8 protein-coding genes are annotated in these 14,055 nt (G+C 74.7%); 5 read left to right on the top strand and 3 right to left on the bottom strand.

The window, feature by feature from the left end; translation table 11 throughout:
• Positions 1-89: 89 nt before the first annotated feature.
• On the top strand, positions 90-317 hold the full coding sequence (locus tag H505_RS0116510; RefSeq protein ID WP_125618665.1) for a hypothetical protein: 228 nt from the start codon (positions 90-92) through the stop codon (positions 315-317).
• On the opposite strand, the gene H505_RS0116515 is transcribed toward H505_RS0116510, so the two are convergent.
• The gene (locus H505_RS0116515) at positions 298-1,617 is read right to left on the bottom strand and encodes a PucR-like N-terminal domain-containing protein (protein WP_482146150.1); all 1,320 of its coding nucleotides are present in this window, start codon (positions 1,615-1,617) and stop codon (positions 298-300) included. The two genes, H505_RS0116510 and H505_RS0116515, sit on opposite strands and share 20 nt — an antisense overlap.
• Before the next feature lie 234 nt (positions 1,618-1,851).
• Between H505_RS0116515 and H505_RS0116520 the strand changes: the two genes are divergently transcribed.
• Together H505_RS0116520 and H505_RS0116525 are read left to right on the top strand one after the other, a co-directional pair.
• Positions 1,852-2,175, top strand: coding sequence for a type II toxin-antitoxin system RelE/ParE family toxin (locus tag H505_RS0116520; protein ID WP_051300794.1), 324 nt, complete (start codon positions 1,852-1,854; stop codon positions 2,173-2,175).
• Positions 2,176-2,179: 4 nt separating this feature from the next.
• On the top strand, positions 2,180-2,476 hold the full coding sequence (locus H505_RS0116525; RefSeq protein WP_034518196.1) for a helix-turn-helix domain-containing protein: 297 nt from the start codon (positions 2,180-2,182) through the stop codon (positions 2,474-2,476).
• A 71-nt stretch (positions 2,477-2,547) separates the two neighbouring features.
• Here the strand turns inward: H505_RS0116525 and ccrA are convergent, their stop codons facing one another.
• Entirely contained in the window at positions 2,548-3,882 is a 1,335-nt protein-coding gene (gene ccrA / locus H505_RS0116530; protein ID WP_026402888.1) for a crotonyl-CoA carboxylase/reductase, read from the bottom strand.
• Positions 3,883-3,917: 35 nt separating this feature from the next.
• On the bottom strand, positions 3,918-10,481 hold the full coding sequence (locus H505_RS42290) for a type I polyketide synthase (RefSeq protein ID WP_051300772.1): 6,564 nt from the start codon (positions 10,479-10,481) through the stop codon (positions 3,918-3,920).
• A gap of 291 nt (positions 10,482-10,772) precedes the next feature.
• On the opposite strand from H505_RS42290, the gene H505_RS42295 reads away from it, so the two are divergent.
• Together H505_RS42295 and H505_RS0116545 are read left to right on the top strand one after the other, a co-directional pair.
• Positions 10,773-12,806, top strand: coding sequence for an MFS transporter (locus H505_RS42295; protein ID WP_281173445.1), 2,034 nt, complete (start codon positions 10,773-10,775; stop codon positions 12,804-12,806).
• 10 nt (positions 12,807-12,816) lie between these two features.
• Positions 12,817-14,049: a glycosyltransferase gene (locus H505_RS0116545; protein ID WP_034518198.1), complete on the top strand. Its 1,233-nt coding sequence runs from the start codon at positions 12,817-12,819 to the stop codon at positions 14,047-14,049.
• The last annotated feature ends 6 nt before the right edge of the window (positions 14,050-14,055 follow it).

A 14,055-nucleotide genomic window follows, 5' to 3' on the forward strand; every position in this document is an offset into this window, starting at 1 on the left:
CTCTGTCCGTGTTCTGCCGAACACGTTGTGACACGGCCCCCGGCCGCCTACGGTAGTCCTACCATAGGCCGACCAAGGAGTCCGCGGTGATGTCGGTGTCCATGTGCATGCCCGGCTGGCACAGCGAACGCTCGGACCGTGGCCTGCGCGCCACCCGGGTGACGCCCTTGACGGACTACCAGTTGCTGAACGGCTGCCTGGAGGAGATCGTCGCCCTCGACGAGGGCGAGCTGTGGCTGCTGTGCGACGCGCAGACCCGGCTGGCGGAGCGGGTCGCCACCGCCGAGCGGCTGCGGGTCAGGTCCGCCGGAAGCTGACGACCTCGCCGCTGTCCCCCACGGCCGCCTTCGCGGACGGGATCAGGTGCTCGCCCGGCCCCGCCGCCAGCAGCGCGCGGGCGCGCAGCACGATCTCGAGGTCGAACCGCAGGTCCGGGTCCAGGAGCTGGTCGCCGAACAGCTCCTCGAGCTGCCGCAGCCGGTACCGGACGGTCTGCGGGTGCACGTGCAGGCGCATCGCGACCTCGTTGGCGTTGCGGCCCGACTGCAGCCACGCCAGCAGCGTCTCGGCGAGCCGGTCCTGCTGGCTCGGCCGCAGGTGCGCCAGCGGCGCGAGCCGCAGGTCCGCGAGCGCCGTGGTGAGCCCCTCGTCCTGGAACAGGATCAGCGTGGACATGTGCTCCACGCTGCGCACCACCCCGTCGCCCTCGATGACGCCGCGCTGCACCAGGCACAGCGTCTTGCGGGCCCACTGGAACGAGCGGCCCGCCTCCATGACCGGGACGGTCGGGCCGACGACGGCCGGGGTCCCGGCGAGCGCCCGGTCGACGAGCTTCGCGCGGCCGGGGCCGTCCGGGTCCGGGATGATCAGGCTGGGGGTGCGGCGGGTCAGGTCGGCGAGCACGTCGGGCGGGAACGCCGTCCCGCGGTCGTCGCGGACCTGGCGGCCCAGCGCGACCGCCGCGACCGTCCGCGGCAGCGGCCAGTGCGCGGCCGCCGCGAGGTCCGCGACGGCCTCCGCCCCGGCCGGCGGGTCGGCGAACAGCAGGTCGAGCAGCCGCTTGCGGCGCCGCTGCATCTCCCCGGCCACCTCGGCCTTGGCCTGGGAGAAGCCCTCCGCCGCCGCGTGCGCCAGCTCGTCCTGGAACAGCATCAGCGCCTCGCCGACCGCGCCCAGCGTGCGGGGCTGGACGCGCAGCGCGTCGGCGCCCTCGGTGATCCGGCGCCACGCGATCATGCCGCCCACCCGCATCGCGGTCTGCATGGCGTCGAGGCTGCGGCCCTCGCCGGCCTCGCCGCGCCCGATCGCGCGGAAGAAGTCGGTCACGGACGCGGGCTCGTGGTCCGGATCCGCCACCCGGTCCACGAAGTAGTGCAGCACGCGCTCCACGGCCTGCCGCAGGGTGCCCGAGTAGGCCCCGTCGCCCGGCCGGTCGTACTCGCGGACCCGCGTCTGGATCTCCTGCATCATGTCGTCCGCCACCTCGTCGAGGTGCGGCCGCATGTGATCGGCCAACTCCCTGGGCAGATCCGCCCAAGGTCGCCCGGTGGCGCTCGAACCGTCGTCCGACACGTACCCTCCCCGCCGCTCGGTTCCCCTGCGTTCCGCGCCACACACACGGGGTAATTACCTACTTATGAGACCAGTGTGGGGCAAATCATGACCCGTGGACCGGTCAGGGCGAAAGTCTAGGTCGACATCCGACCAGAACCGGCCGCCCCTCCCGACGACATCTCACATCTCCGCTGCGTCCACGTGGGATCACCTTGCGTAAACACGCGTTTGATAGCATCCGATGCATATAGCGTCCAATGCATAGGCCTCTACAACGTCGAGATCGAGCCGGAGATCATGACATGGCTGGATTCGCTCACCGACCGCGAGTACGGCCGCGTCGAACAGTTCGTCGAAATCCTCGCAGAGAACGCCGAAACGCTGGGCGAGCCGTGGTCGCGGCATCTGGGCGGCGGGCTGCGGGAGCTCCGCATCCACTTGCATCCACGTCAGGTGCGCATCACTTACTGGCTCGCGCCAGGGAGGCGAGTCATCCTGCTCACGGTGTTCTACAAGACGCAGGACCGCGAAGTCGCGGAGATCGAGCGTGCGGTGCGGGCCATGAAGGTGTGCCAGGACGAGCACGGCCATGCACGGACGGACTACATCAGGGAGGTGTGAGGCAATGGGAGAGCAGCAGAGCCCCCATGCGCGCTGGGTGCCGGGCGCGGGCCGCGACAACGACGAGGTCCGCGCCGGACGGGAGGAGGCCCGCATCGCCTTCGAACTGGGAAACGCCGTCAGGGAACGGCGCCAGGCCATGGGCTGGTCGCAGGCCGAACTCGCCAGGAGGGCCGGCATGACGCAGCCCGCCCTCTCCCGGCTGGAAGCTGGCGGGCCCACGCCGACCATCGGAGTGCTCGACCGCATCGCCCATGCGCTCGGAGCGAAGCTGACCGTGCAGTTCACCGACGCCGCCTGAGAACGCGGTCGCGCGGGAGGGGAGGCCGGGCGGCGCCTGGGGGGAGGGGGCGCCGCCCGGGGCGGGGCGTGTCAGCGGCGGAAGCGGTTCAGGTTGTGCTCGCCGATGCGCTCGCGCATCGCCGGGTCGTCGACGCCCTGGCCCTCGGCGGTCGCGCCGCACAGGACCGCGACCTTCCCGACGTGCGCGTTCGTCTGGACGGCGCGGGTCGCCTCGCCGGCCTCGTCGAGGCCGTACACCTTCGACAGGGTCGGGTGGATCATGCCGAGCGAGATGAGCCGGTTGATCTCGACGGCCTCGTGGTAGTTGAAGCCGTGCGAGCCGATGATGCTCTTCAGCCGCATCCACAGGAAGCGGTTGTCGTACTCGTGCCGGTAGCCGGTCGACGAGCCGCACGTCACGATCTTGCCGCCGCGGCGGGCCACGTAGACGGACGCGCCGAACGTCTCGCGGCCGAGGTACTCGAACACGATCCCCGGGTCCTCGCCGACGAGGGAGCGGATCGCCTCGCCGAGGACGCGGCCCGCCTTCGGGTTCCGCAGGCCCTGCTCGCCGAGGTTCAGCTCGCTGCGGTCGATGATGTGCTCGCAGCCCTGCGCCCGGACGATGTCCGCCTTCTCCGGCGACGACACGACCGCGACCGGGATGCCGCCGCCGTTGCGGACGAGCTGCGTCGCGTACGAGCCGAGCCCGCCCGTCGCGCCCCAGATCAGGACGACGTCGCCCTGCTTCATCCGCGCCCCGTGCGGGCCGACGAGCATCCGGTACGCGGTGGCCGCGCACAGGGTGTTCGAGCCCGCCTCCTCCCAGGTGAGGTGCTTCGGCTTGCGGATGAGCTGGTTCGCCTTGACGATGCAGTACTCGCCGAGCGACCCGAAGTTCGTCTCGAAGCCCCACGCGAGCTGGCTCTCGCTCATCATGCCGTCGTCGTAGGAGCCGTGGTCCTCCTCGTCCACGAAGAACGGGGACAGGACGACCTTGTCGCCGGCCTTCCAGTTCCGGACGCCCTCGCCGGTGCGGACGACCACGCCGGAGCCGTCCGAGCCGAGGATGTGGTACGGGAGGTCGTGCCGGGCGCCGTACCAGCCCTGGCGGCCGAACTTCTCCAGGAACGCGAACGTCGGGACCGGCTCGAAGATCGCCGACCAGACGGTGTTGAAGTTGATCGCCGCGGACATCACCGCGACGACGCACTCGTCGGGGGCGAGTTCGGGCATCTCGACCTCGTCGACGTGCAGCGAGCGGCGCACGTCCTTGTCGGTCTCGCCTTCGAAGATCCCCACCTCGTCCTTGCGGGTGAAGGCTGCGCGGAAGCGGGTCGGAAGGTCGATCTCCTGCAGCTCGGGACCGCTGGCGCCGCCGCGGACGGCGTCGAGGAGCGGGTGGGACGAGCCGGGCTGAGCCATGGGTGTCCTCCGTAACGACGGGGTGGGGCAGGCCCTCAGCGGGCCGGGGTGGGCCGGCGGCGCGCGGCCGCGCCCGCGGCCTCCGGCGGTTCACTGCGCGGGACCGCGCCGGGCCTGCGCCCGGCGAGCCGGTCCTCCAGGTCCGCGGCGAGCGTCCGCACGCCGGGGGGATCCAGCAGGTTGAGGTGGTGCACGCCCGGGATCGTCACCTTCTCCAGGTCGGAGCAGAGCCCGCCGAAACCGTTCGTCCCGTCGAGCACGTAGCGGGCGTCCCGGACGGCCCAGGGCGTCTCCTCGGGCGCGTAGTACAGGATGACGCGGCCGTCGTAGGGCCCCGGCCGGTACGCCTCCAGGGATCGGGTGTCCTGGTGGGACGTGAGCTGATGGGTCAGCGCGGCCGGCGGAATGTGATCCACCAGCGGCGCCGCCCGCTCCATGACCAGCGCGAACTGCGCCTCTTCGTCCAGCCCGGACAGCTCCTCGTAGGTGAGGGCGACGTCCAGGCCGTACGTCTCGTTGATGTAGTCGGCGAACGCCGCGAACCGGCGCGCGAGCGTGTCGGACTCGTCGTCCACGGCGAGGGGGAGTCCCGCGTCGAACAGGGCGACGAACTCGACGTCGCGTCCGGCGGCGCGGAGCCGCCGCGCCGTCTCGTAGGCGAGGACGCCGCCGAACGACCAGCCGCCGAGCCGGAACGCGCCCTCGGGCTGCGCCTCCAGCAGGTGCGCGACGTACCGGGCGGCGCGCTCCTCGACGGACGGAGCGTCCTCGAACCGTTCGAGGCCGTACACCGGCTGGTCGTCGCCGAGCAGGTCGACGAGCTGCCGGTAGCAGGCGGTGGTGCCGCCCGCCGGGTGGGCGATGAAGAGCGGGCGCCGCGTCCCGGATGCCTTCAGCGGACGGACGGTCTGCCGTGCGGCCTCCTCGTCGGCGGCGCGGATGAACTCCGCGACGTGCTCGGCGGTGGGTGTCGCGAGCAGTTCGCCGCGGGTGACCTCCCGGCCGAGTTCCTTCGCGATCGTCGCGACGAGCCGGTCGGCGTGCGCGTCCGTCCCGCCGAGGTCGGCGAAGAAGTCCGCGGTGACGCCGGCCCGGTCGACTTCGAGGACGTCCTCGAAGATGCGGACGGCGAGGCGTTCGGCGGCGTCGCGGGGCATCACGTAGCCGGGTTCGGCGTTCGCGGCGGCCTGCGCGGGGGCGGGCGCGCCGGCGAGGCCGAGCTCGCCGGCCGCCCACTCCTCGAACACGTTGACGCTGGCGCCCTGCAGCAGCACGGACGCGGGGACGGTGAGGCCGAGGTCGTGCTCGACGCCGCTCTTGATCCGGACGGCGACGAGCGAGTCGAGCCCGAGGTCGGTGAGCGGCACCGCGGGGTCGAGGCGCTGCGGCTCGAAGCCGAGCACGGACGCGATCCGGTACCGGACCTGCGCGGCGATGGCCTTGCGGGCCTCGGCGGGCGGCAGCTCCTTGAGGGCGTCGATGCCCGGCCAGTCGCCGGTGTCGTCGTCCGCGCCGCTGGCGGCCTCGGTGAGCGCCGCGAAGTACGGCATGGTGCGGATCTCGGGGAACAGCCCGACCGCGGTCGCGGGGTCGAACCGCAGGACGCCCGTCGCCGGACGGTCGTGCACGAGCAGGGCTTCGAGCGCTTCGGCGCCCTCCTCGGGGCTGATCGGCTCGATGACCGCGACGGCGAGGTCGGCGGCGCCGCCGACCTGGGACCAGGTGCCCCAGTTGACGGTGGTGCCGGGGCGGCCGTGCGCCCGCCGGTACGCGGTGAGGGCGTCGATCGCGGCGTTCGCGGCGGCGTACGCGCCCTGCCCCGGCGAGCCGAGCAGCGCGGCGGCGGACGAGTGCATGACGAGCCAGTCGAGGTCGAGGTCCCAGGTGGCCTCGCTGAGCCGCCGGGCGCCCTCCACCTTCGCCGTCCACACCCTGTGGAGATCGTCCGGTCCGAGGTCGGCGATCAGCCGGTCGTCGATGGCGCCGGCGCCGTGCACGACGCCGCGCAGCCGCACGCCGCCCTCCTGCGCGACCCGCACCAGCCGCTCGGCGGTGCCGGGCGCCGCGATGTCGCCGAGGACGATCCCCACGTCGACGCCGCTCTCGCGCAGCCGCGCGATGACCTTCTCGGCGGCGTCGTCCGGTCCGCGGCGGCCGGACAGCACGATCCGCCCCGCGCCCCGTTCGGCGAGCAGCCGCGCGGTGACCAGGCCGATCCCGCCGTACCCGCCGGTGATCACGTACGCGCCGCCGCGCCGGACGATCCGCTTGCGCTTCGCGGGCGGCTCGGGCACCGCGCCGGGCGCGAGCCGCGCGACGTACCGGGCGCCGCCGCGCCACGCGACCTCGCGGGCGTCGCCGTCCGCGAGCAGTTCGGCGACGAGGTCGGCGGGCCGGTCGACGTCGACGTGCGTCGCGCGCTGGACCGTCCGCTCGAACGCCAGGACGCGGGTGAGCGCGCGGACGAACCCGTGCGCGGGCTCGCCGGCCTCGCCGTCCAGGACGGGGACGGCGGTGCGGGTCGCGACGTAGAAGCGGGGGCCGTCGGGGAGGGTGCGGCTGATCCGCGCGACGGCGAGCACGAGGTCCTCGTCGACGAGCCCGGCGGACGGCACCAGCACGACGCCCGCGACCCGGTGCTCGTCCATCGGGTGGTCGTCGGGCGGCGCCGCGGTGGGCCGGTGCCGGATGACGGTGCGGCCGCGCTCCTCGAGCCCGGCGGCGACGGCCGCGGCGAGCGCGTCGTCCTCGTCGGAGAGCAGCAGCCACGCGCCGCCGTCCTCGGGGGCCGGGCCGGGCGCCGCGGTCTCGTCCCAGACGACCTCGACGAGCTTGTCGTGCAGGGGGACGGGGACGTCGGGGCGCTCGGTGCGGCGGAGCACGATGCCGGTGGCCTCGAGGAGCACTTCGCCGCCGGGGCCGTGCAGGACGACCGTGCCGAGCACGCCGTCCTCGCCGTGCCGGGCGGTCGCGCGGACGCGGCCGCCGCGGTGCGTCGGGCCGTGCACGCGCAGGCCGCCGATGGTCTCGGCGAGCCAGACGCCGTCGCCCGCGAGGGCGGCGGCCTCGGCGGACAGGACGGCGAGGCACCGGTCGAGGACCTCGGGGTGCAGGCGGTAGTGGCGGCTGCCGCGCTCGGCGGCGGGCACCTCGGGCAGGCCGCCGGTGTCCGCGGCGGGTTCGGCGGCGGGCGGGCGGTCGTCCTCGCCGACGTCCGCGCTGGCCAGCCGGGTCCAGGTCCCGGCGGGCGTGCGGGCGTGGATCTCGACGCGCTGCTCGTCCTCGGTCCAGGTGGTGGTGACGGTGGTGTGTTCGGCGAGCGCGAGGGGCCGCTCGATCCACAGGCTGTTGACGCGGACGGCGCCGGTGCCGAGGGCGCTCGCGCCGGCGGCGAGGGCCATCTCGGCGTACGCGGCGACCGGCAGCACGGGCAGCCCGTGGACGGCGAGGCCGGCGAGCCACGGGCGGGCGGCGAGGCCCACGTCGGCGCGCCAGGCGTGCCGGTCCTCGCCGGGCAGTTCGACGTGCGCGCCGAGCAGCGGGTGCTCGTCGCGGCCCCGGTCGGCGCGCGCGGACAGGTCGACCCAGTGCCGCTCGTGCCGCCACGGCGAGGACGGGACGTCGGTGATCGCGCCGTCGGCGGGCGCGGCGACGGCGAGGCCGTGCGCGGCGAGGCGGGCGAGCTGCGCGTGGAAGGTGACGGTGTCGTCGGTCTCCTGGCCCTTCGGCGCCCGCTTGAGGGTGCAGGTGACGAGCGCGCCGCTGCCGTCGAGGGTCTCGCCGACGGCGTGCGCGAGGATCGGGTGCGCGTTGACCTCGACGAACGTGCGGTGCCCGTCCTCGGACGCGGCGGCGACGGCGTCGGTCAGCCGGACGGGGTTGCGCAGGTTCGCGGCCCAGTACCCGGCGTCGAGCGTCGCGTCGGCGGCGGAGACGGCGCGCGGGTCGTCCAGGGCGGTGGTGTAGAGGACGATCCCGTCGGCGAGGGGCGTGCCCCGTTCGGCGCCGACGCCGGCGAGCAGCTCCCGCAGTTCGGGGATCAGCGGGTCGACCTGCGGGGAGTGGCCCGCGCCCTCGGCCTTCACCATGCGGGCGAGGCGCCCTTCGGCCTCGGCACGCGCGACGATCTCGGCGACCTGGCCGGCGTCGCCGGTGACGACCGTCTGCTTCGGCGACGAGTGGACGGCCGCGTACACCTCGGGCAGGTCGCCGGCGAGGCGCCCGACCTCGGCGGCGGACGCGCCGAGCACGGCCATCGCGCCGCCGCCGACGAGGCGGGTGAGGAGGCGGGACCGGCGGCAGATGACGCGGACGCCGTCCTGCGGGGTGAGCGCCCCGGCGACGACGGCCGCGGCGACCTCGCCCATCGAGTGGCCGATGACCGCGGCGGGCGTCACGCCGTAGGACGCCCACATGCGGGCGAGGCCGAGCTGGATCGCGAACAGGACGGGCATGGTCTCGGCCGGGCCGCCCGGTTCCGCGCCGGATTCGAGGAGGTCCCACAGGGCGGGGCCGCCCTCCTCGGCGAACAGCCCGTCGAGGTCGTCGATGGCCTCGGCGAACGCGGGCTCCTCCTCCAGGAGCCGCCGCGCCATGCCCGCGCGCTGCGCCCCGTACCCGGAGAACACCCAGACGGGACGGCCGGGCGTGCCGAGCGCCGAGCCGGTGACGACGCCCGGGTGGGGGCGTCCCTCGGCGAGCGCGGTGAGCCCGTCGACGAGCCCGGCGCGGTCGCGGGCGGCGACGGCGGCGCGGGCCCGGCCGCGTCCGGCGCGGCCGTGCAGGGTGCGGGCGAGGTCGGGGAGCGCGGCGGCGGCGCCGGCGTCGGTGTCGCGGAGCCAGGACGCGAGGGCGGACGCGTGGTCGCGGACGCGGTCGTCGGCGGTGTCGGAGAGCGGGAACGTGCGGACGGCCGCGGGCTGGACGCGCGGTTCGGGCGCCGGCGCCGCTTCGAGGACGACGTGCGCGTTCGTCCCGCCGAACCCGAATCCGGACACGCCCGCGCGGGCGGGGCGGCCGCGGTCGGGCCACGGCGTCTCCTCGTCGACGACGCGCAGCCGCAGGTCGTCGAACGGGATGTGCGGGTTCGGCTCGCGGTAGTGCGCGCTCGGCGGGATGGTCCCGTGGTGCAGCGCGAGGACCGCCTTGATCAGCCCGGCGACGCCCGCGGCGGACTCCATGTGCCCGAGGTTCGACTTCGCCGAGCCGAGCAGCAGGGGCTCGTCCGGGGCGCGGCCCGCGCCGAGGACCTCGCCGACGGCCTTCGCCTCGATCGGGTCGCCGAGGAACGTGCCGGTGCCGTGCGCCTCGACGTAGTCGACCTCGCGGGTGTCGATCCCGGCGGACGCGTACACGTCGCGCAGGAGCGCGCGCTGGGCCTCGGAGTTGGGGGCGACGAGCCCGTTGGAGCGGCCGTCGGAGTTGACGCCGCTGCCCCGGACGACCGCGAGGACGCGGTCGCCGTCGCGGAGCGCGTCCGACAGCCGCTTCAGCACGACCGCGCCGCAGCCTTCCGCGCGGACCATCCCGTCGGCGGACGCGTCGAACGCCTTGCAGTGCCCGTCGGCGGCGGTGCCCCCGGCGAGGTCGAACGTCATCGTGACGGTCGGGGACAGCAGCAGGTTCACGCCGCCCGCGAGCGCCACGTCGGCCTCGCCGCGCCGCAGCGCCTGCACGGCGAGGTGCGTCGAGACCAGCGACGAGCTGCACGCGGTGTCGACGATCATGCTGGGGCCGCGCAGGTCCAGCAGGTACGACAGCCGGTTCGCGATGATGCTGAGCGCGGCGCCGGTCGCGGTGAACGGCTCCAGGGCGGCCGGGTCGGACGCGGTGAACGCCGCGTACTCGGGCGCGGACACGCCGACGAACACGCCGGTGCGGCTGCCGCGCAGCGACGCCGGGCCGATCCCGGCGTGCTCGAACGCCTCCCAGGCGACTTCGAGGACGAGCCGCTGCTGCGGGTCCATGACGGCGGCCTCGCGCGGCGTGATGCCGAAGAACGCGGCGTCGAACGCGGCGACGTCGTCCAGGAAGCCGCCGAGGCGCGTGGTCCGGGCGAGCAGGTCGCCGACCTCGGGGGAGCCGTCGTCGAACGGGTCCCAGCGGCCGTCCGGGACCTCCCGGATCGCGTCGCCGCGGCCGGTGAGGAACCGCCAGTAGTCGGCGGGGCCGGTGAGGTCGCGGTCGCCGCCGGGGAAGCGGCAGCCGATGCCGACGACGGCGATCGGCTCGTCCGCGGCGGGGGCGGGCGACGGGGCGGCGGGGCCGGACGGCGCCGCCGGTGCGGCGCTCGCGGCGGCGGCGAGGTCGGCGCCGGACGCGAGGGCCGCGGAGAGCTTGTCGATCGTCGGGTGTTCCCAGACGAGGGTGGCGGGGAGCGACCGGCCGAGCATCTGCTCGAGCTCGCCGGCGATCGCGACGGCGTCGCGGGAGGCGAGCCCGAACTCCTCGAGCGGGCGGTCGGGATCGATCTGGTCGGCGGTGGTCCGGGAGCGACGCGCGATCTGCTCGATCAGGTGCCGGCGAATCGAATCCTCGCTGATCCGAGCCCGATCCTGCGGGATGTCCCGCGCGGCTCCGGAACGATCGTTGCTTGACATGCGGTGGGTTCCCCCCATGAAACCGGGATCGTTCATCGAAGCGAGGGACCCACTTTGTCCCACTCTGCCCGGCTCACGATGCGCACCCAGACCACTTTTCTCCGCAGCCACTTGTCACGGCGATGACAAGACTCGGTAGTAACCATTGTGGCCTGATGGGATAGTTGAGACGCCCATCCGACAGATGTGATGGGTAACGAGGAATGAACCAAAAGTAACAATAGTCGCGACACATTTTAGGGGGTAGCGGCCGATTTCCCGCGCGCGGGGGAGGTCGCGCCGCGTCCACCGTTGACCCGGGGCAGATACCGATGGGCGCTGGCGGTCGTCGCCGTCAGCGCATTCATGATCACCATGGACAACACGGTGGTCTTCAACGCGCTGCCCACGATCATGGCCGACCTCGACATGTCGGACTCGGCCAAGGACTGGGTCGCCACCGGGTACATCCTGATGTTCTCGTGCCTGATGATCGCGGGCGGCCGGCTGACGGACGTCTACGGCCCGCGGCTCACGTTCACGTCCGGAATGATCGTGTTCACCGCGGCGTCCGCCGTCTGCGGGCTCGCGCAGTCCACGGACGTCCTGATCCTGGCCCGCATCACGCAGGGCGCCGGCGCCGCGCTCGCGCTGCCCGCCACCCAGGTCATGGTCACCGTCGGGCGCACCGACAAGCAGCGCTCCATCGGCAACATCGTGTGGATCGCCGCCGCGTCCAGCGCCACCGCCCTCGGCCCCACCATCGGCGGCATCATCGTCCAGCACTGGCACTGGGGCTGGATCTTCCTCATCAACATCGTGCCCGGCGTCCTGGTGATCCTGCTCGGCATGTTCACCCTCACCGGGCACGGCGAGAACAAGGACGCCCGCGTCGACCTGCCCGGCGTGCTGATCTCCGCGACGATGCTGTTCGCGTTCATCTACGCGCTGGAGACCGGCAACAAGCACGGCTGGACCGACCCGTCGGTGCTCGCCGTCTTCGCCCTCGGCGCCATCGCGCTCGTCTGCTTCGTCATGGTCGAGAGCTGGGCCCCCGACCCGATGATCGACATGCGGTTCTTCCGCAACCGCGTCTTCACCGGCGGGCTCCTGTCGCAGATGCTCTACGGCATCGGCTTCAACGGCATGATGTTCTACTCCGCGACGTTCCTGCAGCGCTTCCTGGACTTCTCGCCGCCCCAGGCCGGGCTCGTCATGCTGCCCCCGGCCATCACGATCATGGTGCTGACGCCCGTCGCGTTCCTGCTCGCCGCCAAGATCGGCCCGCGCCCCGCCATCGGCGGCGGGATGGCGCTGATGGCCCTCGGCATGTTCCTGTTCTCCACGATCCAGCGCGGCGACGGCTACGCCGACCTGATGCCCGGCGTCATGCTCGTCGGCGTCGGCGCCGCCCTCGGCATGCCGCTCGTCATGTACGTGCTGAAGGCCGTCCCCGAGGAGCGGGCGGGCGTCGCGAGCGGCGTCATCAACGTGATCCGGGAGGCGTCCGGCGCGTTCGGCATCGCGATCGTCGGGCTGCTCATCCACAGCGTCCCCGCCGAGGGCGCGGGCGCCGCCGAACTCGAGACGTTCCGCGCGGGCACCTCGTCCGGGCTGATCCTCGGCGCGGCGCTCGTCCTGGTCGGCGGGCTCATCGGCGGCCTCACCCTGCCCAGCCGGCGCGGCTGGCTCGGCCCCAAGCACGGCAAGCAGCGCCCGCTCGTCGCCGACCCGCCGCCGCGCCGCCGCCGCACCCGGACCGCCGCCGCGCCGCCCCCGGTCCCGTCCCCCGCCCGCGCCACCGCCCCCGACCCGATCCCCGTCGGCGCCGGGGCCCCCGCCGCGGAGGACCGCCCCGTCGCGGGCGCCGCCGCGCGGGCGGCCGCCGAACCGCGCGACGTCCCGTCCGGCGGCGACGCCCCCGACGCCCGGCTCGCCGCCCCCTGGAAGGACGAGAGCATGCCCGACCCCACCCCCGGGCCCCACTGGTGGAACGACTGGGACGACCCCGCCCCGGCCCCCGCGCCCGCCCCCGCGCCGCCGGAGCAGACCCCCGCGCCGCCGGAGCGGGCGTCCGCGCCGTCGGCCTGGCCCCCGCCGCCGGGCGCCGCCGCCCCGCCCGCGGAGCCCGCGCCGTCCGTCCCGTCCGTTCCGGCGGACGACGTCTGGTACGACCGGCCCGGCACCGTGCGGGACGGCGTCTCGCTCGGCCCCGACGACCCGGCGGGCGCCCGCCGCACGCCGCCGCCGCCCGCGGGCTGGTACCGGCCGTACACCCCCGACGAGGAGCCGCCGGCCGGGCCGCCCGCCCCGCCGCCGCCCGGCCCCCGCGACGACGCCTGGTGAGGAGCCGCACGTGAGCAGCATCGTGATCTACGGCGCGGGCTCGCGCGGGGACGTCCAGCCCTGCGCCGCCCTCGGCCGCGCCCTCCGCGCGCACGGCCACCGCGTCACCCTCGTCGCGAGCGCCCGCTACGCCCCGCTCGCCGAGCGCGCCGGGCTCGGCTTCGCGCCGCTGACCGCCGACCCCACCGAGATCCTCGAGTCGGACGCCGGGCAGGAGCTGCTCGCGGGCGGCCGCAACCCGGTGAAGTTCCTCGGCGGCTTCCGGCGGATCCTCGGGCCGATGGCCGAACGGCTCCTCGCCGAGTGCCTCGACGTCGCGCGCAAGGACGCCGACCTCGTCCTCGGGCCGACGCTCGGCGCGCTCCCCCGGCACATCGGCGAGCACCTCGGCATCCCCTGGGCGATGATCCACTTCCAGCCGAGCCGCGCCACCGGCGCGTTCCCGCACCCGTTCGTCCCGCGCGCGCGCCTGCTCGGCCCGTACGCCAACCGGGCGAGCTACCACGCCGTCGACCAGCTCTCCTGGCTGCTGTCGCGCCCCTTCATCAACCCGTGGCGGGAGCGGTCCCTCGGGCTGCCCCCGCTGCCGCTGCGCAACGCGGCCGACGACCGCCCGGCCCTCGCGTGCTTCAGCCCCACCGTCGTCCCCCGCCCCCGCGACTGGCCGGACAGCCTCGCCATGACCGGCTACTGGTTCCTCGACGAGCCCGCCTGGACGCCCCCCAAGGACCTCGCGGACTTCCTCGACGACGGGCCCCCGCCCGTCTACGTCGGCTTCGGCAGCATGGTCCCGAAGGACCCCGCGATGACCGACCGGATCGTCCGGACGGCGCTGCGCCTCGCGGGCGTCCGCGGCATCGTCCAGGGCGACCCGGACACCTCGGACGACCGCGTGTTCGCCGTCCGCGACGTCCCGCACTCGTGGCTGTTCCCCCGCACGGCCGCGGTCGTCCACCACGGCGGCGCGGGCACGACCGCCGCCGGGCTGCGCGCGGGCGCCCCCACGGTCGTCTGCCCGTTCTTCGGCGACCAGCCGTACTGGGGCGAGCGGGTCGCGGCGCTCGGCGCCGGGCCGTCCCCGCTGCCGTTCCGCGCCCTCACCGTCCCGCGGCTGGCCGCCCGGATCCGCGCCGCCGTCGAGGACCCGGACATCGCCGACCGCGCCGACCGCGCCGGCCGCCGCATCCGCGCCGAGGACGGTCTCGCGCGCGCGCACGAAGCCCTAGAGCCGCTCCTGAACTGACGCGGG

It is taken from the genome of Actinomadura rifamycini DSM 43936, from assembly GCF_000425065.1.
In the GTDB taxonomy this organism is placed as follows: Bacteria; Actinomycetota; Actinomycetes; order Streptosporangiales; family Streptosporangiaceae; genus Spirillospora; species Spirillospora rifamycini.

Excerpts from the sequence above, each read along its gene's own strand:
- H505_RS0116510 (WP_125618665.1), top strand. The coding sequence starts at position 90 with ATGTCGGTGTCCATGTGCATGCCCGGCTGGCACAGCGAACGCTCGGAC.
- H505_RS0116525 (WP_034518196.1), top strand. The coding sequence starts at position 2,180 with ATGGGAGAGCAGCAGAGCCCCCATGCGCGCTGGGTGCCGGGCGCGGGC.
- ccrA (WP_026402888.1), bottom strand. The coding sequence starts at position 3,882 with ATGGCTCAGCCCGGCTCGTCCCACCCGCTCCTCGACGCCGTCCGCGGC.
- H505_RS42290 (WP_051300772.1), bottom strand. The coding sequence starts at position 10,481 with ATGTCAAGCAACGATCGTTCCGGAGCCGCGCGGGACATCCCGCAGGAT.
- H505_RS0116520 (WP_051300794.1), top strand. The coding sequence starts at position 1,852 with ATGACATGGCTGGATTCGCTCACCGACCGCGAGTACGGCCGCGTCGAA.